Genomic DNA, 24237 nt, shown 5'->3' on the forward strand with positions numbered 1-24237 from the left:
AAATACGTCTTTTAGGATATGTCCCAAAGGTACACCAAAATAGTATTCAAATCATAGGATAGAACATTAAGCTAATGTAGCGTATTCAAAGGAGAAAAATAATGGGGAAGTATTTTGGAACTGACGGTGTGCGGGGAGTAGCAAACCGTGAATTAACTGCAGAAATGGCTTACAGCATTGGTCGCTGTGGAGGATATGTACTAGCGGGTAACGTGCATAAACCAAAGGTTGTCATTGGGATGGATACACGAATTTCCGGACCTTTGCTCGAATCGGCTCTTATTGCTGGTTTGCTGTCTATTGGGGCAGATGTAATCCGTATAGGTGTAGTGAGTACACCTGCTGTTGCCTATATTACGAGATTATTAAAGGCAGATGCAGGGGTCATGATTTCGGCATCACATAATCCGGTTGAAGATAATGGCATTAAGTTCTTTGGCGGAGATGGTTTCAAGCTTACGGATGAAACTGAGCTGCGTATTGAAGAACTAATGGATGCTGAAGTAGATGAATTGCCTCGTCCTATCGGCTCTGGTTTAGGTATGGTTACGGTTGATAATGACGCCAAGTACCTCTATCTGGAGTATTTGAAGACAACCATTTCTCAAGATTTCAAGGGAATTAAGGTTGTACTCGACTGTGCTCACGGCGCAGCGTATGAACTTGCACCAAGATTGTTCAGAGAGCTGGGCGCTGAGGTTATTTCTATTGGTGCTGAGCCTGATGGATTGAATATTAATGCTGGATTTGGTTCGACACATCCAGAGACTTTGCGTGAGGAAGTATTACGTCATGGAGCGGATTTGGGACTTGCTTTTGACGGAGATGCTGACCGTTTGATTGCGATCGACAATAAAGGCGATGAAGTGGACGGAGACTTTATTCTCTGTATTTGTGGGGATGCAATGAATCGTGCTGGTAAGTTGAAGGATAGCACAATTGTATCAACGGTTATGAGTAATATCGGATTCTACAAAGCTACCGAGAAATTATCCCTGAACACTGCTAAAACAGCTGTAGGCGACCGGTATGTGATGGAAGAAATGCGCCGTAGTGGTTTTAATCTAGGTGGAGAACAGTCCGGACATGTTATCTTCCTTGATTATAATACAACAGGTGATGGTATTCTGACGGCTATCCAGCTGGTAGATACGCTTAAAGCTTCCGGTAAGCAGCTTAGCGAGGTTAAGAGCATGATGACGAAATACCCGCAGGTTCTAGTCAATGTTCGTGTACAAGATAAGACCAATTATCCTAACAACCAGGCTATCGAAGCAGCTATTGCTGAAGTAGAAGGCAAGCTAGGCGACAATGGCCGTGTGCTTGTACGTCCGTCGGGTACGGAGTCTTTGATTCGCGTCATGGCAGAAGGCCCTGATAAGGCAGATCTAGATCTTTATGTGAATCAAATTGTAGAAGTTGTTCAACGCGAATTGGTATAATTCATCACCATACCTATATAGCCGGTGTAGAGAGCGATTTGGACTCGTTACACCGGTGTTTATTATTTTTGGATGGATCGTCTGAACAGGGATTTGTGAAATTTAGGTTGGTGCAGCATTGCCAAAGTAATGTAAGGTGCATATAATAGATTAAGTGTCATTCTAGAAGGAAAGCGAGGATTGTGAGGTTTGCAATAGCAAGCGCCAGAGCTTGGTCGAGCGCGGGGGAGAAGGGAAAGCTGCTACATGGTTATGTAGACAAGGCTTGAACGGATCACGGCAGACGTAAGCTGACGAGGTGGAGGTGTTCGAAATGTTCGGCGGGGACCTCCCGGTGATGCACCAGAGCCGTAAATGGAGACGGAAAATGGAAGGGCGACCTTTCACACAACGTTTTCATGGGTGCATAAGAAATATAAAATTCATGTGTGCGCGCATCGTAAAGAAACACGTTGGTTCTGCCACGGCAGAGAAGAAGGCTGTGCATTTCATGAACATAAGATGTAAGTGACAGTTTATTTTGTTGATCCAAAAATACAACAGAATATTTGCTTTTTCTCAAAAACATGCCGCACGGCACGTTTCTTTCCTTATGCCGCCACATTACGATAACTCGGACGGGGGAAATAATAATGTGTGGTATTGTAGGATATATTGGTAATCAGAATTCGCAGGGGATCTTGGTTGAAGGTTTGAAGAAGCTGGAGTATCGGGGATATGATTCTGCTGGTATTGCTGTATTCACTGGGGAAGGACTGCAAGTAGTGAAAGCACAAGGCCGTTTGGCGAATCTGCAGTCGAAGCTGGAAGGCAGCCCACTGGCAGGTAGCGCAGGTATCGGACACACACGCTGGGCAACTCATGGTAAACCATCCGATGAGAATTCCCATCCACATACGGATAACAGCATGAAGTTCTCGGTCGTTCATAACGGTATTGTCGAAAACTATCTGGATCTGAAAGAAGAGCTGATCGCTGGCGGATGCCACTTTGTCTCCGAAACAGATACAGAAGTTATTTCACACCTGATTGCTCGCGAATATGATGGAGATATCGTGAAAGCTGTGCAAAAAGCGATCACCTTCATGCGCGGTGCTTTTGCATTAGGCGTCCTGACTGAATATGAACCAGATAAATTGGTGGCTGTGCGTCAAGCAAGCCCGCTCATTATCGGTCTTGGCGAAGGAGAAAACTTTATCGGGTCAGATATTCCTGCATTGCTTGAATATACCCGTAACGTATATATTTTGAACGACGGCGAAATGGCAGTCTTGACAAGAGATGCTGTCGAACTGATGACGATTGAAGGAAACTTTATTTCTCGGGAAATGATTACTGTCGATTGGGATGCAGTTACCGCAGAAAAAGGCGGCTACGAGCATTTCATGTTGAAAGAAATCCACGAGCAGCCTAAGGCTTACCGCGACACTATGCGTGGTCGTATTAATGCTGAAGGCAACAAGGTTGTTTTGCCAGAGTTGAACATGACGGAAGAACAAATTAAGAACCTCCGTAACATCCAAGTTGTTGCTTGCGGAACGGCATACAACGCTGGTGTGGTAGGACGTACTATGATCGAATCTTTGGTTCGTATTCCAGTAGAGAATGACATTGCTTCGGAATATCGTTACCGTTCACCAATCGTGACCCCGGAAACTTTGGTTATTGTTGTCAGCCAATCCGGTGAGACTGCAGATACTTTGGCAGCTCTTCGTGAAGCGCAAGCTAATGGTGCACATGTTCTGGCAATCACAAACGTAGTGGGCAGCTCTATTGCTCGCGAAGCGAATGATGTGTTGGTAACCTTGGCAGGTCCAGAAATTGCTGTTGCCTCGACCAAAGCCTACACCTCACAATTGGTCGCTTTCGGATTGTTTGCTCTTTACTTGGCTGAAATACGTGGTACACAAACCGAAGCTCAAGTGGCTAAGATTTTAGCAGCTATGCAAGCTCTACCAGAGCAAGTGGAAGAGATCCTAGCTCAAAAAGAAGCGATCAAAGGTTATGCAGAACAAATTTCTGAGCACAAGAACCTGTTCTTCATCGGCCGCGGCGTAGACTATGCAGTTGCTCAAGAAGGTTCCTTGAAGCTGAAAGAAATCTCTTATATTCACTCCGAAGCTTATGCTGCAGGTGAATTGAAACACGGTACATTGGCTCTGATCGAGGAAGGCGTTCCGGTTATTGCCTTGGCAACTCAGGAAGCTGTGCTTGAGAAGACCGTCAGCAACATCAAAGAAGTGAAAGCTCGCGGCGCAGACGTGCTTGCAATTACTCACCAAGAGCATTTGACTGACCTGCTTAGATCAGTAGATCAAGTGTTTGTTATTCCTAAGACATTGCCAATGCTGACAGCAGCGTTGTCTGTAGTACCTCTGCAATTATTGTCTTATTATGCTTCTCTTGCGCTAGGTCATGATGTGGATAAACCACGTAACTTGGCGAAGAGTGTCACTGTGGAGTAGGATATAACCTTTCCCACACAATAGTACCGTTATAAAAAGTTGCACCCTAACACCCCGTTAGATATGATTATCTAACGGGGTGTTTTTTTGTAACTACGCCTGAACAAAAGGCGATTCTGAGGTTAGGAGTGATCGACATGGAGGTTTTTGCAGACTATTTAGCGCAAATTGATAACCCGCAGCATCGGGAGCGAATGGAAGAGGTGTTGGCTTGGGTAACTAAGAAATTCACAGATTTAAAACCAAAAATTGCGTGGAATCAGCCTATGTTCACCGATCACGACACCTATATTATTGGCTTTAGCATATCCAAACAACATATGGCTGTTGCGCCTGAAATCGCAGGGATTAATCATTTCTCTGATGCAATTGTACAGGCTGGCTATGATCACACCAAGCAGTTGTTACGGATCCGGTGGGATAGTCCGGTTGATTTCTCATTACTTGAGAAAATGATCGAGTTTAACATTATGGATAAGGCAGATTGTTCAACTTTTTGGCGAAAATAAAAAATTAGTTAGCCTCGATGATGAATACATCATCGGGATTTTTTTAATTAGGAGTAAGACACTCCTACATAAAAGGTTGCTAGAAATGGAGCTAATGACCCCGTCTGTCGGTATTGGGGGCGAGAATATTAGTTCTTTTTGTCGAATCCATAATTCTTTCTTAGCGGATCATTAGCAAACATGCTAATATAATGACTGAAAAGGTTGAAAGCCCTTACTTTTTTACGGATAGGGGCGATCATCTCATGCTCATATGACAAAGAGGGGAAGAGACTGCATGCGGCGGATACTGTCGATGTTAAAGTTAAATACGCTGCGAAATCAAATGTTGCTCGGTTTTCTCGCCGTCATGCTCATCATTCTGACGTTCGTTGGAGGGATTACGTTCCATTCAGTCTCGACGCTACTCAAGAACAATGCGGAGAAGCATATTCAGCAAACCGCGATTCAGGCTAACGGCCGTTTGGAAAGCGTTCTCGAACAGATTAATTCTCTGACGACGCTGGTCTCGACTAACGATTATATTCAGCAACTCCTTTTACGCGATATAGAGGGTCATCCCGCTACCTTTACGGAACGGCAAGCGCTGCCATCTATTATCAATCTGGTCCAAATCTACACGGACGGCATCAAATCTGTTGAGCTTTATAATAAAGACGGAGTGAGGCTGTATCCTCTCGACGGCAGCACCCTTAGAGATAAGGTACCCGAAGATTGGATCGAAATGGCGACGAGAAAGGAAGGCAGTCTCGTTTGGTTCGGTATTGATCCGCTCGATCCTACATCGCTTGTGGCGATTCGACAGATCAGCCTTATTGATCGGCATTTCACAACTGGAGGGTATTTACTCATTCGCTCAGACCGAGACAAGTTTGCACTTAAAGAGTCTTTATCCGGGGAAGGGGACGGAGAAACAGTATTACTTCTCGCTCCTGATGGGCAGTTCATCACGTCTAACGATGACAGTATTTCACAAAAGACAGCAGCAAAGCTGGTGGAGGAATCTGACGATCAGAATGTTTCTATCGGCAAACGATCCTTTATCGTTGTCAAACAGCGGTCTTCCGTGACAGGATGGACGCTACTCATCTTAACCCCGGTGAACGTCATCACCAAGGGGATATCGGTCTTGCGGACGACCATTGTCGTATCGGCCTTGATGGGTACCTTACTGTTCACCTTGCTTTCGTTTTTCCTATCTATACTTATTACCAGACCTGTGTTCAGGTTGATCAAAGCTATGAGAAGTACCCGTCTAGGCATTCTGAAGCCTATCGAAAACGTATCGTCCACTATGGAAATTCAGGAACTGAATTATTCCTATAACAAAATGGTTGATAATATCAACGAGCTGATCCAGTTAGTTTATGAGAAGGAGTTATCCCGGAGTCATACGGAGTTGAAGGCACTTCAGGCGCAGATTAATCCGCATTTTTTGTTCAATACCCTAGATGTTCTGTACTGGTCATTGTTGGATAGGGATGAAGATCAACTGGCAGAGTATGTTGTCGCCATGTCTGATTTATTCCGTTATACGATCACCGGCTCGAGTAAAGGGGGATGGGTGAAGTTACAGGATGAGCTGGAGCATGTAAAGCGATATTTGCTTATTATGAAGATGCGATTTGAAGATCGCTTGGAGTGGGAAATTGAGGTTCCTCCTGAATTTTCGAATGTGGAGTTACCCCGACTGTTGCTGCAGCCCCTTGTAGAGAATGCCGTATTGCATGGGGTCGAGAGCAAGATTGAACCGGGATGGATAAAGCTAACGGTTGCTGGAGATGAAGAATGGGTCACCATTACGGTGGAAGATGACGGGATGGGAATGGACGAGGAGATGCTGCGCTCTCTTGTGGAAGGGCTGGATAGCGGAAAGGTATCTTCTTCAAAAGATTCCGGTGTCGGAATCGCTAATGTGCATAGAAGGCTTCAACTATTTTTTTCGAGAGAGAATGAGCAGGGTGCGGCAATGACCATCGATAGCCAAAAAGGTCAAGGTACCCGTATAAACATCAAAATTCCTGTTCGAGGAGACAAAATGTCATGAGAAGCCGAACAATTCTTATTGTCGACGATGAACCGAGATCTAGAGAAGGAATGAAGAAAATACTAGAGGTGTGGGCAGCCGGTCATTATGAAATCCTTACGGCAAGCAATGGGATCTCGGCTATTGAAATTTTGGAGGAAATACCAGTGGAGCTCATGATATCGGATATCCGCATGCCGGGAATCAGTGGTCTTTCTTTAGTTAGTCAAATAAGGGATAAAAAAATACAGCGTCAGCCATCCGTTATTCTCATCTCCGGTCATGCCGAGTTCGAGTATGCTCAGCAAGCGATTCAGTTGTCCGTAGTTGAATATTTGCTCAAGCCAGCCAGTCGGGAAAAGCTAATCGCATCTGTGGAGAATGCCCTGAAGGCAGGGGAGGAGCAGGAACATATCGGCTTCATGCGGAAGATGGCTGATCCACAATTAATGGCCATAAGAGATGAAGATGCCGCATTAAGCGATCCGGTCCGTCAGGCGATAGACTATGTGGAAATGCATATAGAAGAGGCGATCAGCCTGCAGGAAGTAGCCGGACTTGTTCATCTGAACGGGAGCTATTTCAGTTCTCTTTTCAAGGAGCAATGCCAGATGAATTTCAGCGAGTATGTCGCCCGTAGAAAATTGCAGAAAGCGAAGGAATTACTGTTGAAAACGAATCTGCCTATAGCGGAAATTGCCAGCCTTACGGGTTACCAGACGGTTAAATATTTCAACAAGCTGTTCAAGGAATACGAAAGAATGAGTCCAGGGCAGTATCGTTCTTCCATGAGGAATGGTATAGAAGCGAATATCCAATGACGGCTCGGCAAGGGGGGAATATCTACGAAGAGGATCGGATTATCCATCACCCTTTTCTTAACATTGTTGTTGATAACAACAGCTTGCAATGGGGATAAGGGGAATAGCAGCAAGAGCGACGGCGAGAAAATCACTTTAAAAATGATGCATCTATGGCCGGATAGCAATAACTCCGCGCAAAACAAAATGGTAAAAGAAATCATCAGAGAATTTGAAGAAGCTAATCCGAATATCACCATCAAGACAGAAGTTCTTGAAAATGAGCAGTATAAAAGCAAACTGAAGGTACTTGCCGCTTCCAACGATCTACCGGACATCGGATTCACCTGGGCAGCAGGCTTTATGGATCCTTATGTTAGGGGAGATAAGTTTGCAGCCGTGGACGATCTTTTACAGGATGAGTTGAAAGGAAAATTCGTAGCTGGTACGACGGAGGGGTACTCCTTTGATGGGAAGACGTATGCCCTTCCTGTCGAACTAAACATAGTTCCGGTCTACTATAATAAAGAAATATTTTCAGAATTTAATCTGCAGCCTCCCCAAACCTTGGATGATCTCAAAGCGATCATTCGAACACTGAACAACAATGGCATAACACCTGTTACTCTTGGAGGCAAGGACGGTTGGCCGGCTTCCTTCTGGTACATGTATCTAGCTGATCGTATTGGGGGACCTAACCTGATGGATAAAGCTGTTGCGGATCAGGACTTCACAGATCCTTCCTTGCTAGAGGCTGCAAGACAAGTACAAGAATTGGTAAACCTGAACACATTCATCAAAGGCTACAACGGATTATCCAATGATGAAGCTAAGGTACAGTTCATGAACGGAAAGTCAGCCATGTTCGTTACAGGGACTTGGGAGCTGCCAGATTTCACGACCACAACAAATATAGCCCAAGAATTTAAAGTCAACATCGGTTATTTCAAGTTCCCGACAGTTGAAGGCGGCAAAGGTAACGTCGATGATTGGGTCGGTGGTCCGGGCACTGGATTGTTCGTTTCCAAAAATTCCAAACATGCTCTGGAGGCCAAAGAATTCGTCAGCTTTTTCGTTCAAAAGTGGGGGGAGCATTCTGTTGTCAATGCAGGCGTAATCCCGGCTACCAAAGTAGATACTGCGGCCATCAAGCTACCGCAAATGTTCATTGATCTATTAAACGAGTTAAATAAGGCTAATAAAGTAACTCTTTATCTGGATACACAAATGAAGCCAGTCGCATCTACCATACACATGAATCAGATTCAGGCATTGTTCGGTGAAGCCGTCACACCTGAAGAATTCATCAAGAAGCAGGATGATGCGCTAAAAGCGGATAAGTAATGATCAGAAATATAAACAGAGTATGGAGACACCAAGGGATAGATCCCTTGGCGTCTCTTTTTTTGCGCTCTATAGAACTGAATCTAAAAATAGTGGAAGTTTTCCTAAAGAGGGTGTCCTTATGCTTAAGGATTGCAGGATCTATAATTATGAATGCGGTTACATAAAACCGAAGTGATAATACAAAAGGGGAGGCAAAGATATGAAAAGTATGAAACGTAGTTTAGTGGGGCTCTCTACATTGCTCGTGATGTCATCTGCTCTCGCAGCATGTGGTGGGAACTCGAATTCTAATTCTAATTCATCTAGCTCAAGCCCAACGACTGCACCAGCAGCAAACGCTACCGAAGCTCCATCAAAAGGAACAGGTGAGAAAGTCACTATCAATCTCTGGAGCTTTACAGATGAGATACCTAATATGACCAAGAAGTACATGGAAACTCATCCGGATGCGAATGTTGAGTTCAAAACTACGGTTATTGCAACCACTGATGGTGCTTATCAGCCTGCTCTTGATCAGGCTCTGGCAGCTGGTGGAAAAGATGCCCCGGATATTTTTGCAGCTGAATCAGCATTTGTGCTCAAGTATACACAAGGCGATGCATCCAGCTATTCGGCCAACTATTCTGACCTGGGCCTTGACGACCAAATGGTTAAGGACGCTGGCATCGCTCAATACTCGGTTGACATCGGTAGCCTAGACGGCAAATTGAAAGCCCTCGGCTATCAAGCGACTGGCGGTGCATTCATCTATCGCCGTTCCATTGCGAAGGATGTTTTTGGAACCGACGATCCAGCCACTATTAAAAATGAAATTGGACCAGGCTGGGATAAATTCTACGAAGCAGCCGCGAAGTTGAAAGCTAAAGGATACGGCATCGTTTCCGGCGATGGAGATATCTGGCATCCAATTGAGAACAGCTCGGATAAGGGTTGGATTGTTGATGGCAAGCTTCATATCGATCCGAAGCGGGAAGAGTTCCTTGACCTCTCTAAAAAGTTAAAAGACAATGGCTACCACAACGATACAACGGATTGGACGGAAGCTTGGTACGCCGATATGTCAGGCTCTGGAGCCCAACCAATCTTCGGTTTCTTCGGTCCTGCTTGGCTCATCAACTACGTGATGAACGGTCAAGTAAAAGACACGAATGGCGACTGGGCGGTTTCCGAACCACCAACAGGGTTCTTCTGGGGTGGCACTTGGCTGCTTGCCAACAAAGACGTCACCAAGGACGATGCCAAGAAACAGGCTGTTGCAGACTTTGTGAAGTGGGTTACACTCGACACCTCCGAAACGGGACTCCAATATTACTGGGCTAACGGTACCATGAAGGAAGGCGAGCAAGGTACGAAGGACAGCGTTGCTTCCTCCGTTGTCATGTCGAAATCAAACGGTGAAGTTCCACTGCTCGGTGGTCAGAACATGTTCGACGTGTTTGTACCGGCCAATGCAAACGCTTCAGGTAAAAACTTGACCCAGTACGACGAAACAATCAACAAGCTCTGGCGTGATCAAGTGCGTGAATACACCGCGGGCAACAAGGACCGTGCCAAAGCGATCGAAACCTTTAAGCAACAAGTCAAAGACCAACTTGGCATTGAAAGCGAATAAGAAGGATTCGGAGGGGCGGGGGAGTAATCCCGCCCCTTCATATCAACTAAAGAGGTGAGAGCATGCGCCGCAAAAATGTGAACTATTCGAAATACGGTTATATTTTTACCTTTCCGTTTGTCCTGGCATTTCTGATTTTCTCACTGTATCCCATTTTATATACCGCAGTCATTGGATTCACCGATATGAAAGGAATAATACCAAAACCGATCCATATCCTTGATAATCCTTTTCAAAACTTCAAAGATCTTCTCTTTGATAATCCTTCGTTCCGGAAGTCTTTGATCAACACTGGATTGCTCTGGATTACTAACTTCGTTCCCCAGATGCTTCTCGCGCTCTTGCTAACGGCATGGTTCACGAATAAGCGTCTCAATATAAAGGGACAAGGCTTGTTCAAGGTTCTGCTCTATATGCCTAATATCATCACAGCGAGTACGATTGCCGTGTTGTTCAGCACTTTATTCGCCTATCCGATGGGTCCTGTAAACAGTTTGTTTCAAATGTTGGGATGGACCGACGCTCCGGTGTTCTTCTTGCAGGATAAGACGACAGCACGGGGCATTGTCGCGTTCATCCAGTTCTGGATGTGGTACGGCAACACCATGATCGTCCTGATTGCCGGCGTTATGGGTATAAATCCTGCTCTCTTCGAGTCTGCATCGATTGACGGGGCTAACGGGTTTCAAACCTTCTTCCGTATCACACTGCCGAGTTTGCGTACGATATTGCTGTTCACACTGATTACATCGATGGTGGGTGGTTTGACCATGTTCGATATTCCGCAATTATTCCTTGCAGGCGGACCGGACGATTCTACGCTTACCACGTCCATGTTTATCTACGGGCAAGCATTCAAGGGCAGCTATATGTATAATCGTGCTGCAGCAGCGAGCATGATCATGTTCTTGATTTCGGCAGTACTGGCTGGAATCCTGTTCTATGTGATGCGTGACCGCGATGCGTCAAGACTTAAAAAAATACAAAAACAAAAGTATAGAAAAGCTGCTATAGCAGCCCGTGAGGGAGGTGTAACACATGGCAAATAATCAGAAAAGCGGAACCGTTAACCGAAAGATCAACAAGACAATTATCTATGTTGTTTGCATCTCTTTGGCGGTGCTCAGTATCCTGCCGTTTTGGATCATGTTTGTAAATGCCACACGCTCTACACCGGAAATTCAAAGCGGACTTTCTCTGCTTCCTTCGAGCCACATGATGAGCAATCTGCGAGTGTTGCTCGATAAGAGCTTTGATCCGCTTCAAGGGTTCCTGAATTCATTTATTATTGCCAGTTCTGCAACCCTCTGTACAGTCTATTTCTCGTCCTTGGCGGCCTATGGGCTCGTCACTTACAGCTGGAAGCTACGGGGGCCATTCTTTACCTTCATCATGTGCGTGATGATGATTCCTTCCCAAGCGAGCGCAATTGGATTCTATCAGTTCATGTATAAATTACATTGGACCAACAATTTCCTTCCGCTGATTCTACCAGCAATTGCTGCACCGGCGGTGGTGTTCTTCATGCGCCAATACTTGCTCGCAACTCTGTCGATAGAGATCGTTGAAGCTGCGCGCGTAGATGGGTCTGGTGAATTCTTCACTTTCAACCGGATTATCTTACCGCTGATGATGCCGGCAGTAGCAACACAGGCCATCTTTGCCTTTGTGGCCAACTGGAACAACCTGTTCATGCCGCTGATATTGCTGACACAGAAGGAGAAATATACCATGCCAATCATGGTCAGCTTGCTCCGAGGTGATATCTACAAAACGGAGTTCGGCTCAATCTATATGGGTCTGGCTTTGACGGCTTTACCGTTGTTTATAGTTTACTTCTTGTTATCCAGATATATTATCGCGGGCGTGGCACTTGGTGGTGTCAAAGAATAACCCCGGTAAGCTGGCTTCGAATAAGGTAGCGCAGTGGAACCAATCAAATCCAATCTAGGCCTGTTGATTAGCTAAATTATAGTTATGGAAATGTGAGAACATTAGCTGAAAATACTTTAGGAGCGCCTTAGTGTACCTTTTTTTGAAATATCAGAAAGTATAAGTTTCACATGTCTACTCATGTTCTGATATTTCTCGCAGAAACGGAACCGTCCCTATAAGGACGGTAAAATCCATTTCTGCTTGGCTACAGGCGTAATCTCAATCAGGAGGAGAGTCCTATTATGGCAACAAAAAATGAACCGTTAGTTACCCATCTCTATACAGCCGATCCCTCCGCTCATGTATTTGAGGGCAAGCTGTATATTTACCCATCCCATGATATTGACCATGATGGACCTACAAATGATAATGGTGACCAATATGCGATGGAGGATTATCATGTGTTTTCCTTGGAAGATCCTACATCCCCCTGTGTAGATCATGGAGAGGCGCTTCATCTTCGGGATGTGCCTTGGGCTTCGAAGCAAATGTGGGCGCCCGATGCCGCGTACCGGCAGGGGACGTATTATTTGTTTTTCCCGGCCCGGGACAAGGAAGGTATTTTCCGTATCGGAGTGGCTACGTCTACTTCTCCGTCTGGTCCTTTCCAGGCTCAAGAAAGCTATATCGAAGGGAGCTTCAGCATCGATCCAGCCGTATTCGTGGACGAGGACGAAAGAGCCTACATGTATTTTGGCGGCTTATGGGGTGGACAATTAGAAAAGTGGCAAGACGGTATTTTTCAACAAGATGCGCTAGAAAAGGGTCCAGAGGAACCGGCTTACGGTCCTTGGGTGGGTGAGCTGAGTGAAGACATGCTGACATTCAAATCTGACCCTCAGGAGATTACCATTATTGATGAAGAAGGGAACTCAATCCTTGCGGGTGATGAAGACAGGAGGTACTTCGAGGGTCCATGGATGCACAAGTATAAAGGGAAATACTATCTCTCGTACTCTACTGGCACAACCCATAAGATCGTCTACGCGGTGAGTGATAAGCCTTGCGGACCTTTTGTTTTTCAAGGAACGATCCTGAATCCAGTTATTGGCTGGACGACTCATCATTCTATCGTGGAATTTAACGAGAAATGGTATTTGTTCTATCATGACGCATCGCTGTCTGGCGGCGTGGACCATAAACGCAGTATGAAATTTACGGAACTCCATTATGAAGAAAACGGCAAAATCCGCACGATAGAGCTCTAACCGAACGACTCGACACTTTCTATGAGTTCCTTATGAAGACCTACTTAAGGATGTCTTGAAGCTAATACTTCAGAGACATCCTTATTTGTCTTTTTATTTCTGTCAGAGCCTTTTGATTTTAGAAGGCAAACCCATTATCTAATATTGTATTCATTTTACAGGGGCTATCGCCCTATGGAGGGCAGATGTATAATCATGGAATAAAGCGCAAAGGATTTGAAGCGATGAAATTATATTTGTTTATTATTCAAGCCTTTTATTTATTATCGCTAATTCCCTAACACGAGTGGAAATTGGATTAACCGTCCAGTTCCCTTCGTGTTTTTTGCTCTGCACAGCATCATATAATCATCTCTCTTGACAATCATGTATTGAAAATCTAAAAATGAGTGGAAGAAACAATAAAAAATTCAATTAGGTGGGAGGGAATGGATTGGCACGATATTCATTAAAGCAGGTATTAAAAAAAGTTGTTCCATCATCATTGAAGTATAAGCTTTTCGTTGCATATTTCTTATTGCTGCTTATACCTCTATCATCCATTAACCTATATAACTTCTACACCGCTGAAGAAAAGATGTGGTTAAAAAATAGTGAACAAAGCCAAAGCTCATTAGAAAAGATTCGGCAGGAGTTAGAAGATTATATGGGTATTGCTGCAAAAACAATGATATTGATTGAACAAGACCCATCCACAGAACAAAGATTGAAGCACCCAGAGCAATATACCTATCTTGAACGGAGAGACGAGATTGAAGCACTTCTCAATGGATTTATGATCAGTTTGTTTCTCTCTGCCCCCCCTGTGTTCTACACCATCTCAGATCTTAAAGACAATGTATTCTTAACGTATAGTCCACTGAACAATGACAATCAATCAAAGACCATGATGGCGATGTACTCGGAGATGCTCTCCAACAACGAAACTTACAGATGGCAAAGAGAGGCGAATTATGTAAACCGAGACTATACAACGAGTCTGGATATATTGTCCCTATACAGTGTTCTTAAGGACAAATCATTAAACCCTTATGCTATCGTGCGTATAGGTATAGATTATAGGCAATGGATTTCTAAAATGAAGAAGAATTCAACGCAAGGTGAACATTATTTGATCATGGACAAGAATGGCGAGATCATACTTACGACTGGAAGTAGTGATCAAGTTAATGGTGCTCAGCTATTTGAGAAAATGAAAACGATTACTTCCACAAAAATAATGGATAAACAATTTGCTTATCATTATAGTTACGTTCCAAAACTCGAATGGTATTTAGTCCGCATGGTACCGCTTGATACCTTGTTTGCAGAAACCAATCAATTGAAACGTTCATTTTTCTGGACTTTTACCATACTGACCGTATTGTTTGTCATGGTGACATTCTTTATTTCATCTAGTGTGAGTCGTCCTCTAAGGGAATTGCAATTGAAAATGCGACAACTGGCGAAGACGAATCTTAAAACGGGGTTAGATGAAGAGCGCTTTGATGGAGAAATACTAACCCTTGCACAAAGCTTTAACTCGATGGTAGTGGAAATTGAAAGTTTGATTTCTAAGCTCAAGATAGAGGAGCGGCAAAAGGAGGCTGTCCGATTTCAAGTTCTGCTCTCACAGATGAACCCTCACTTTTTATTAAATACTCTAAATACAATAAAGAGTATGTCTGTTATTCCGGAGGAACAGCATAAGGTCCATGAGGTATGCATCGCACTGGGCAGAATCCTTGAGACAAGCCTGAATACCGACGTTGATATGATTTACTTGGAAGAAGAAATGAGTATGATTCAAGCTTATTTTTTGATCCACCAGCAACGTTTTGGAAGTCATATTCAAATTAAATATGAATGCGAGTCTGATCTGAACCACACGCTTGTTCCGAAATTTAGCATACAGCCGCTTGTGGAGAATGCAATTACACATGCCTTTCAGACGATTGCAGAACCTGTCATTACAGTGCGAGCTAGTAAGCAGGAACAGAATTTAGTGATAGAGGTTTCTGATAACGGAATGGGCATAGAGAAGGCAGGGGCTATCAAATCTTTAAGACGGCGTAAAGGGATTAGTATCGACAATATTAAAGAGCGATTACAACTTTTGTTTAAGGACAAAGCGAAGTTCTCAATGGTCTCTTCTGAGCAGGGGACAACTGTTCAATTGACTATTCCATATCTGCTATCAGAGCCGTATCGAAAAGGAGAGAAATAACATGTGGAGAACACTTCTTGTTGAGGATGAGATACATTCATTAAGCTACTTAAGAAATTTTATTTCATGGGAAGAGGAAGGCTTTTCGATTGTCGGAGAATGCCACCATGGGCTAAGTGCATTTGAGTTTATTAAAGAGCACCAACCTGATTTAGTCATATGCGATATTATGATGCCTGTAATGGACGGTATTACACTTTTGAAAACTGTTCGTGACAATGGCTATAATTGCAGGTTTATCATGTTAACTTGCATGAGTGAATTTGAGTATGCGCAACAAGCAATCGAGCATGGTGCGTCAGGATATATTCTGAAGTTATCTTTAGAACGTGAGAAGATGCAGGCACTATTAAAAAAATTGAATAAGGAACTGCAACAAATGAGGAAGTTAACGATGATCGAAAAGATTTTACCGGAAAGCAAGCCGACTAATACTAAACAGACCTTCACGGATCACCCTGAAATCAATAAGATCATGAATTACATATATCAAAATTACAAAGACCAAATCACGCTGAAAGAAATGTCCGCTTATATCAATATGAATCAGAATTATGTAAGTGAATTGTTTAGTAAAAAAACAGGCCATTCGCTTATTTCTTTTGTCCAAAAGGTGAGAGTGGAGAAGTCCATAACCTATTTATGCGATACAGATTCGTCAATTTCGCATATTTCAGAGTTATGCGGTTTTATAAATGTAAATTATTACATACGAGTTTTCAAAAAAATTATGGGGGTAACGCCAAGTGAATATCGGAGATCCACAATCATGCCCTATAAAAAATAAAAAACGTAAACACGAAAAATGTGTAATTTTACACGAAATCTGTTTCTGTGAACGCGCTTACTCCGGTGATATGCTTTAGCTGTAAAACTTAACTTAGAACACGGAGGGGTTAATGTGAAGACAAGAAAGAGATATTCTGCACCTGTAGTGTTACTAGCTATCACCCTAGTACTAGCAGCATGCGGTAAATCAGGGGACTCTAGTACTAGCATCAATGCAAGTGATAGTCCATCTAAGCCTTCGAGTAGCGCTGTTTCAGAAGAGCCTGTAAAACTAACATTCTGGGGCTCCGTTCCAGAAGAAGCGGGTCCGCAAGAAGCAGTAGATGCTTGGAATGCAGAGAACCCGAAGATTCAAGTGGAGTATATTCGATACGTAAATGACGATAGTGGAAATCTTAAGCTGGATACAGCATTGGTAACGGGGCAGGATGTAGACCTTTATGTGAATTATAACAAGGGGTTTCTTGGTAAACGTGTTGACAGTAAGGCTGCTCTTGATTTAAGTCAATTTAGCGATTATGACATTTTGGATGCCATGGGTCCTGAGGCGGCAGATTGGCAAGTTAACGCTAAATTTTATGGCATACCAACAAGTAAAGGAAATAACTTTATTTTTCTTAATAAAAATGCTTTAGACGCAGCAAATTTACCAATTCCTCCACTGGACTGGTCCCAGAATGATTTACGTAAATATGCGAAGGTGTTGAAACAAGATTTTGAATATGGCTATGCACAATTTGATTGGTACTATTATATGCAAATTGACGGCACCTTCCAAAATGCGATCGCTGAAAATAAAACTTCGAAATTTGATGCCCCAGAGGTCAGAGAAAGTCTGCAAAATTGGCATGCCATGATGCATGAGGATAAATCAATTCCAACCTATGGGGATCAAAGTGCTTCTAAAATGGCTGTGGATGCAATGTTCTTAACTAAAAAAGCAGCTATGCTTGGCGCCGGTGGCTGGATTTTTAGATCATCTAACAATCTGACAGATTATCCTCGGGATTTCAAAATTGCTTTTGCCACTATACCAAGTGCAGTAGATAAACAATCGAATTTCAAAATTGAAGGCGGCTTAGGCGATGTGGTTTCTATTAATGCAAATTCAGAGCATAAAGAAGAAGCTTGGGCCTTTCTAAAATGGTACGCGGATGTTGGTTCGCAATATTTGGCAAAGGGAGGAAGAATTCCAGCCTCTAAGCATACGGATTTGGATCAAACTGTTAAATTGATGACAGCTGGCATGGAGGATCTTTATGACATGGACTCGCTAAAAGCAGTTGTACTCGGGAACAGTCCTAAATATATCAACAGCATTGACCGTAAAGTATCGGATATGAGGAAGGAAGAAATAGAACGTTATTTCCTAAAAGAGAAAAGTCTAGACGAAACAATTAAAAGTATCGTTAAGAGACATAATGAATTATTGGCCCAGTAACAATTGATAGATTTCTGGAGGAAGCATTCAGGGATTCAGGGAATCTTCCTCCACCTACTCGGAGGTACTTCTATGAAGTGGAATTATAACTTAAAGCAGAAGCTGGCAGGATACCTATTTATCACACCGAGCATGATCGGCATTATATTTTTCTTTTTGGTGCCTGCATTATTCTCATTCTATTTGATGTTTACGGACTGGACTTATATGAGTGGAAAATCACCCGAATTTATAGGTATAGATAATTTTAATAGATTATTTAATGATGGGTCCTTTTATCGATCAATTAAGAACACTTTTATATTTGTTATGAGTGTGCCCGTATCCATGTTTATTTCGTTTTTTATTGCTTATTTTTTAAATCGCAAGGTTTACTTTCAAAAGCTGCTCAGATCCATGTATTTCTTACCTTATGTCATGAACGGCGTGGCTATTGCATTTGTATGGATGCTGTTATTTGAACCCCAAAATGGTCCTATCAATGGAACGCTGAGAGCGATTGGTATATCTGACCCTCCTGGATGGCTGTCTACAACAAACACTTCAATTTACGCCATCGTTATTATCCAGGTTTGGATTATGATTGGCTACAACATGATTATTTATCTTGCAGCCTTACAGGAAGTATCACCAGAATTGCTGGAAGCAGCAAAAATCGACGGCGCTAAGTCGAATCAAATTGTAAGGCATATCATGTTGCCGTTAATCAGTCCATCTTCTTTTTTACTCCTAATTACTGGCTTTATAGGCGCGATAAAATCCTTTGGCATTATACAGGCGATTACTGGTGGCGGACCAGGGGATAGTACGACAGTCCTATCACTATATATTTATAAATCTGCATTTCGTTATTATGAGATGGGTTTTGCCTCAGCGGCGTCATGGGTGCTCTTTGCTTTTGTTCTCATCCTCATGCTTTTCAATTGGTACGGACAAAAAAAATGGGTGCATTACGGGTAAAAGGAGGCTAAACCATGAAAGCAACTGTTATAAATCATATTCTACAGAAACAAGCATCCGTTAAGAAACGGACGCGTCCAATAGAACTCCGAAAGCTAATTCCAACGGCCATTGCATTAATCTTCGGTGTACTTATGATTCTCCCGTTTATATGGATGCTTAGTACATCTGTAAAAACACCGTTAGAAGTGTTTGACTATCCGATTAAATGGATTCCGGATAAGTTTCAATGGAGTCATCATTACAATGTTTGGTTTGGTGAACAAAACTTTATTCAATATTATTCGAATTCATTAAAGGTGGCCGTTCTTTCAACGGTAGGTTCATTATTCGTATCAAGCTTAGCGGCATATGGATTTGCCAGAATTGAATTTAGGGGTAGAGATTCATTGTTTCTGTTGTACTTATCCATGATGCTTATCCCTCCCCAAATTTTATTCGTGCCAAAGTTCATTATGTTTAACGAAATGGGTATTTTTAATTCACATTGGGCATTAATCTTGCCTGGCATCTTCACCATCTTTGGCGTGTTTTTGCTTCGCCAGTTCTTTATGGGTATTCCGAAGGAGATCACGGAAGCTGCATTAATAGATGGGGCAGGCCACTTTCGGATATTCATTCAATTAATTGTACCACTAGCTAAACCAGCCATTGCCACACTTGCCATTCTGGATTTCTCGTGGAATTGGAATGATTATGAGAATTCACTAATATTTCTGATCGATAAGAATCTATACACGATACCGCTGGGGCTACAGAATTTTATTTTAGAAAATTCAATCGATTATAACGGTATGATGGCGGCAGCTTCAGCAGCGATCCTGCCTATGATAATCATATTTATAATTTTCCAGAAATACATCATTCAAGGTGTTGCCAATGCTGCGGTGAAAGGTTGAGGTGAATGTAATGAGGGAGGAAACCATTCAGATAGACATTACAGTAGTAGGAGGAGGTTTAGCCGGTGTCAACGCGGCGATCGCAGCTGCTCGTCTAGGACGAACCGTTGCACTTGTTCATAATCGTCCTGTTCTGGGTGGGAACTCCAGCAGTGAGGTGCGCGTCTGGGTCTGTGGGGCAACCGCGCATGGTAAACACCGTAATGCGCGAGAGACGGGTATCATGGGCGAATTGTTTATTGAGAATCAGTTCTGCAACCCGGATGGAAACCCTTATATCTGGGATCTAGTTGTAATGGAGGCAGTGAAAGCCGAACCGAATATCCGTTTGTTCTTAAACACTGATGTGCATGAAGTTGAAGCTGAGGGAGAAGCGGATCAGAGACGCATCTGCTCCGTCACAGGCTGGATGATGGGTTCCGAACGAAAAATTCGACTGAAAAGTGAAATTTACCTCGATTGTACAGGTGATGGGCTGATCGGATTTCTTGCTGGTGCTCAGTACCGATTGGGACGCGAAGCCCATAACGAGTACGGAGAGGCTTGGGCTCCTGAGAATGCCGACGATATCACTCTAGGCAGCACGATCTTGTTCTACACCAAAGATGCGGGTCATCCTGTAAAATATGTACCGCCAAGCTTCGCTAAAGATATTTTGCGAACAACGATTCCTATAACAAGGGTAATTCGCAGTGGTGATTCTGGTTGCGATTACTGGTGGGTCGAGTGGGGGGGCGAGCTAGATACCGTACATGAGAATGAGCGCATTCGGGATGAGCTATGGTCTGTCATCTATGGAATATGGGACTATATTAAAAATTCTGGCAAGTTTGACTCTGAAAATATGACGTTAGAATGGATTGGTGCGTTGCCCGGCAAACGAGAATATCGCCGCTTTATAGGCGATTACGTGCTTAATCAAAACGATATTATTGCACAACGAAGATTTGAGGACAGCGTCGCCTTTGGTGGTTGGTCGATCGACCTTCACCCGCCTCAAGGTATGTATTCGATAGAAAGCGGTTCGAAGCATTGGCATATGGATGGTAGCTATCATATTCCGTTTCGGTCACTTTATTCAATCAACGTCTCCAACTTGATGTTTGCGGGACGTAATGTGAGCGCAACGCATATTGCCTTTGGAACGACCCGGGTCATGGCGACCTGCGCAGTTATGGGTGAGGCAGCGGGAACAGGCGCTGCAATAGCGGTACAGCATGGGGGTTCGCCACGTGATGTCTATGAGATACATCTGGAAGAGCTAAGTCAGACACTGCTACGACAAGACGCTTCTGTCCTTGGTATCGTCAACCATGACGATCGTGATCAGGCGCAGAGGGCAACCATTTGTGCCTCAAGTACCCGAGTACGGCTTGCTGCAGAGAATCCATCGGACAAATTCGCGCTAGAGACAGATGCTGGCTTGCTGTTACCTGTTAATCCTGAGCTTTCAGAGTTGGAGTTGCTGCTAGACTCAGCTGGCGATACCAAGTTAACGGTAGAAGTATGGAGCACGGGAAGTCCGCAAAATTATGTACCTATTCAATTAGAAACATCGGCGACAGTAAGCGTTTCAGCTGGCGAAGCTCAGTGGGTGAGTTTCCCATTGTCTTGGAAACCGGGTACTCCGAGGAATGCATTCATTATTATAAAGTCCAATTCTTGTATTACCCTGCGCGTCGATGATCGTTACGAGACTGGCGTTCTAAGTTTCCGTAAAAACGATGGTGTGATGGAGACGAATACACTCACGGATCAGCAAGAGGATCAACTGTTGGTCATGTGGAGGACTAATGGACTTGAACGAAAGACTTTCTGCTTTCGCGCGTTTCCAGAGATAGAAGCCTATAGTGCGTATAAAGCGATCGACGGTTATCGTCGTCCATACGATGGTCCTCACGCTTGGAAATCGGAAGAACTGAGCTGTGGAGAAGAGGCCTGCCTAGAATTGAGCTGGACAGACAGACCTGTCGAACTGAATCAAGTACACATCGTCTTTAACGATGACGTAAATGAAGATCTAATTAATCTTCATCATCACCGTACTCCGTTCGATACTATTCCGGAGCTTGTTCGGGATTATCGACTAGAAGCATTTTCGGAAGGAAAGTGGACTGTATTACATCGGGAAAAGGGGAATTACAAACGAAAAAGAATACATCGTTTGCCTGCTCCAGTCAAGGCAAGTGCGCTTCGCCTCGTCGTGGAAGCTTCAAATGGAGGTCGTTTTGCGGAAGTTGTTGAAGTTCGCGTCTACTCATAATCATTCATTACGTACCACTGGGAGGCGTTATTATGATTCAAGAAGAGTCATCGAATTATTCGAAACGAATTTGGTTCAACAAATCTGCAACAGATTGGAATGAAGCTCTACCTGTTGGAAATGGCAGGCTAGGAGGCATGATTTTCGGTGGTGTTCGAGAGGAAAGGATCGCACTCAATGAGGACAGTGTATGGTCAGGGCAACCGCATGAGAATGAAAATCCTTTGACGCAAATTTCGTTAGATCAAGTCCGCGACTTGCTATTCCAAGGCAAACACAAAGAGGCGCATGATCTTGCACATGAAACAATGCGCATTCCTAATAACCCGAATTACGGAAACTATCAGCCGCTTGGCGATTTGTTGCTCTCATTTAGGCTGCCAGAGGGTGAGCCGTCTAATTATGAACGGGAATTGGACTTGAATACAGCGATTACAACCACATCATACCGTTTCGGAGAAACTCATTTTTTACGTCGAGTATTCTGCAGCTTTCCGGATCAAGCACTTATCGTTAGGTTAGAACAGGAAGGGCAGCTTCTTCGAGATTATGCTTGCACGATTATGTTGGATCGGAAACAACCGGTTAAGCTAACGTTCGATGGCTGCGATACGCTCATGATGAGCGGGGAGTGTGAGGATGGCGGGGTTGGTTTTGAGGTGCAGCTGCGTGTCGTTCTAGAAGAGGGTTGTGTCTTCCCAGTTGAATCTGGCTTACGCCTTGAAGGCTTTCGAACGGCAACTATATTTATGACCGCTCAAACTACTTACCGGAAGAGGGAACCTGCACTCGTTTGCCGAGAAGAATTGGATAAAGCAGTGTGCAAAGGTTACGAAGCTATCCGATTGTCTCACGTAAAGGACCATGGTGAGCTGTTCGAACGGGTTCAACTGCGCTTAGACGAAGGTGGGAAAGAAAACATACCCACGGATATTCGGCTAGAAGCATTTCGCCATGGAGAAATTGATCTCAGCTTGATTGCGCTGCATTTCCACTTTGGGCGATATTTACTCATTGCATGTTCGAGGCCTGGGACGCTTCCGGCTAATCTTCAAGGCATATGGAACGAGAGCTTTACACCACCCTGGTTCTCCGACTATACGATCAATATAAACCTGCAGATGAACTATTGGCTTGCAGAAACCTGCAATCTGTCAGAGCTTGCGGAGCCCCTTTTCACCTTTTTGGAGGCGTTACGCCCGGAAGGAAGACGAACTGCTTTGGAGCGTTATGGCAGCAATGGCATTGCATTCGGCGTTCGTACGAATCCTTGGCACACGACGACCCTTCGGAACTACGTGCATTTGCTGTGGCATGAAGGAGCAGCATGGCTGGCTTCACATATGTGGGAGCATTATTTATTTAGCGGTGATCTCGATTTTCTGCGACTGAGGGCTTATCCGTTCATAAAGGAGGCAACACTCTTTTATCTCGACTTTATGGTTGAGCACCCGGTTACAGGACACCTAGTATCTGGACCGACAACGTCGCCCGAGAATCAATATATCGCGCCTGACGGCACAATCGGAAGCCTTGATATGAGTCCAGCAGCTACGGTGCAAATTATTAACGAGCTTTTTGAACAATGCATTAAAGCTGGCCCCGTAGTTGGTGAAAACGAGGGTTTCTTGGAAATAGTTTCCCATGCTAAGGAGAGGCTACCCCCTTTGCGTATCGGTAAGAAAGGACAACTGATGGAGTGGTCTGAGGATTATGTAGAAGAAGAACCAGGTCACCGTCATATGTCCCATTTGTACGGCCTTTTCCCAGGAACCAGTATTCATCAAGGGAGTCCAAATTTGATTGAGGCCGCGAGGCGTACGATTGAACTACGCTTGGCAAATGGCGGTGGTCATACTGGCTGGAGCTGCGCGTGGTTGATTAATCTATTCGCACGTTTAGAGGACGGAAACCAAGCGGAAACTATGATTGAGATGCTGTTGCGGCACTCTACACAATTCAATCTCTTAGACGTTTGTCCGCCATTTCAAATTGACGGTAATTTCGGCGGATCAGCAGGTGTGGTTGAAATGCTGCTGCAGAGCACTTCCGATGAACTTGCTTTACTGCCTGCTCTTCCGGACTCGTGGAGCAACGGCTTCGTTTCAGGTTTACGCGCACGTGGAGGCTTCGAGGTTTCCATAACGTGGGAGGTAGGCTTGCTAAAAGAAGCGCGTATTGTTGCTTCACGTGAACAACAATGTTTTATTCATGCTACACAAGCTTTCATTATTGATGGCGAAGCTGCAACAATACAACGACTTGCCCCGAATCGAGTTTATGCAGAAGTGAGCGCAGGGGCTTGCTTGATTATCCGCGCCGAATAATTAGACAT

The 24237-nt window shown here is 44.0% G+C and carries 17 protein-coding genes; all 17 read left to right on the forward strand.

Going from position 1 to position 24237, the window contains the following annotated elements; all coding sequences use genetic code 11:
- The first annotated feature begins 101 nt into the window (after positions 1-101).
- The 17 genes from glmM to NSQ29_RS31380 all read left to right on the forward strand — a co-directional run bounded on the left by glmM (position 102) and on the right by NSQ29_RS31380 (position 24229).
- Positions 102-1442, forward strand: a complete 1341-nt coding sequence (glmM, locus tag NSQ29_RS31300) for a phosphoglucosamine mutase (RefSeq protein WP_341126895.1) — start codon at positions 102-104, stop codon at positions 1440-1442.
- A gap of 632 nt (positions 1443-2074) precedes the next feature.
- Positions 2075-3907: a glutamine--fructose-6-phosphate transaminase (isomerizing) gene (gene glmS / locus NSQ29_RS31305; protein ID WP_341126896.1), complete on the forward strand. Its 1833-nt coding sequence runs from the start codon at positions 2075-2077 to the stop codon at positions 3905-3907.
- A gap of 137 nt (positions 3908-4044) precedes the next feature.
- Entirely contained in the window at positions 4045-4416 is a 372-nt protein-coding gene (locus NSQ29_RS31310; protein ID WP_341126897.1) for an iron chaperone, read from the forward strand.
- A gap of 295 nt (positions 4417-4711) precedes the next feature.
- Positions 4712-6463, forward strand: coding sequence for a sensor histidine kinase (locus tag NSQ29_RS31315; protein ID WP_341126898.1), 1752 nt, complete (start codon positions 4712-4714; stop codon positions 6461-6463).
- A complete protein-coding gene (locus NSQ29_RS31320; RefSeq protein ID WP_042192060.1) occupies positions 6460-7263 on the forward strand; it encodes a response regulator transcription factor in 804 nt (267 codons plus the stop codon). Before NSQ29_RS31315 ends, NSQ29_RS31320 begins: the two co-directional genes overlap by 4 nt.
- A gap of 66 nt (positions 7264-7329) precedes the next feature.
- Positions 7330-8586, forward strand: a complete 1257-nt coding sequence (locus tag NSQ29_RS31325) for an extracellular solute-binding protein (protein ID WP_234541137.1) — start codon at positions 7330-7332, stop codon at positions 8584-8586.
- A 202-nt stretch (positions 8587-8788) separates the two neighbouring features.
- Positions 8789-10201: an ABC transporter substrate-binding protein gene (locus NSQ29_RS31330; RefSeq protein WP_339243591.1), complete on the forward strand. Its 1413-nt coding sequence runs from the start codon at positions 8789-8791 to the stop codon at positions 10199-10201.
- Positions 10202-10263: 62 nt separating this feature from the next.
- A complete protein-coding gene (locus NSQ29_RS31335) occupies positions 10264-11250 on the forward strand; it encodes a carbohydrate ABC transporter permease (RefSeq protein WP_234541141.1) in 987 nt (328 codons plus the stop codon).
- Positions 11240-12094 (forward strand): carbohydrate ABC transporter permease, encoded by an 855-nt coding sequence (locus NSQ29_RS31340; RefSeq protein ID WP_042192048.1) that lies wholly within the window; start codon positions 11240-11242, stop codon positions 12092-12094. Before NSQ29_RS31335 ends, NSQ29_RS31340 begins: the two co-directional genes overlap by 11 nt.
- A 284-nt stretch (positions 12095-12378) precedes the next feature.
- Positions 12379-13344, forward strand: a complete 966-nt coding sequence (locus NSQ29_RS31345) for a glycoside hydrolase family 43 protein (RefSeq protein ID WP_341126899.1) — start codon at positions 12379-12381, stop codon at positions 13342-13344.
- Between the two features lie 433 nt (positions 13345-13777).
- Positions 13778-15550: a sensor histidine kinase gene (locus NSQ29_RS31350; RefSeq protein ID WP_341126900.1), complete on the forward strand. Its 1773-nt coding sequence runs from the start codon at positions 13778-13780 to the stop codon at positions 15548-15550.
- Position 15551: 1 nt separating this feature from the next.
- Positions 15552-16337 carry a response regulator transcription factor gene (locus NSQ29_RS31355; RefSeq protein ID WP_076300926.1) on the forward strand — a complete coding sequence of 262 codons (786 nt, stop codon included), beginning with the start codon at positions 15552-15554 and terminating at the stop codon, positions 16335-16337.
- A gap of 114 nt (positions 16338-16451) precedes the next feature.
- Positions 16452-17780, forward strand: a complete 1329-nt coding sequence (locus NSQ29_RS31360) for an ABC transporter substrate-binding protein (protein ID WP_076300927.1) — start codon at positions 16452-16454, stop codon at positions 17778-17780.
- 72 nt (positions 17781-17852) lie between these two features.
- The gene (locus NSQ29_RS31365; RefSeq protein ID WP_076300928.1) at positions 17853-18740 is read left to right on the forward strand and encodes a carbohydrate ABC transporter permease; all 888 of its coding nucleotides are present in this window, start codon (positions 17853-17855) and stop codon (positions 18738-18740) included.
- A gap of 134 nt (positions 18741-18874) precedes the next feature.
- Positions 18875-19639, forward strand: a complete 765-nt coding sequence (locus tag NSQ29_RS31370) for a carbohydrate ABC transporter permease (RefSeq protein WP_445671346.1) — start codon at positions 18875-18877, stop codon at positions 19637-19639.
- A 10-nt stretch (positions 19640-19649) separates the two neighbouring features.
- On the forward strand, positions 19650-21902 hold the full coding sequence (locus NSQ29_RS31375; protein WP_341126901.1) for an FAD-dependent oxidoreductase: 2253 nt from the start codon (positions 19650-19652) through the stop codon (positions 21900-21902).
- Positions 21903-21934: 32 nt separating this feature from the next.
- Complete coding sequence (locus NSQ29_RS31380) at positions 21935-24229, forward strand: glycoside hydrolase family 95 protein (protein WP_341126902.1); 2295 nt, start codon at positions 21935-21937, stop codon at positions 24227-24229.
- Positions 24230-24237 lie beyond the last annotated feature (8 nt).

The organism is Paenibacillus sp. FSL F4-0236 (genome assembly GCF_038000135.1).
GTDB lineage: Bacteria > Bacillota > Bacilli > Paenibacillales > Paenibacillaceae > Paenibacillus_AQ.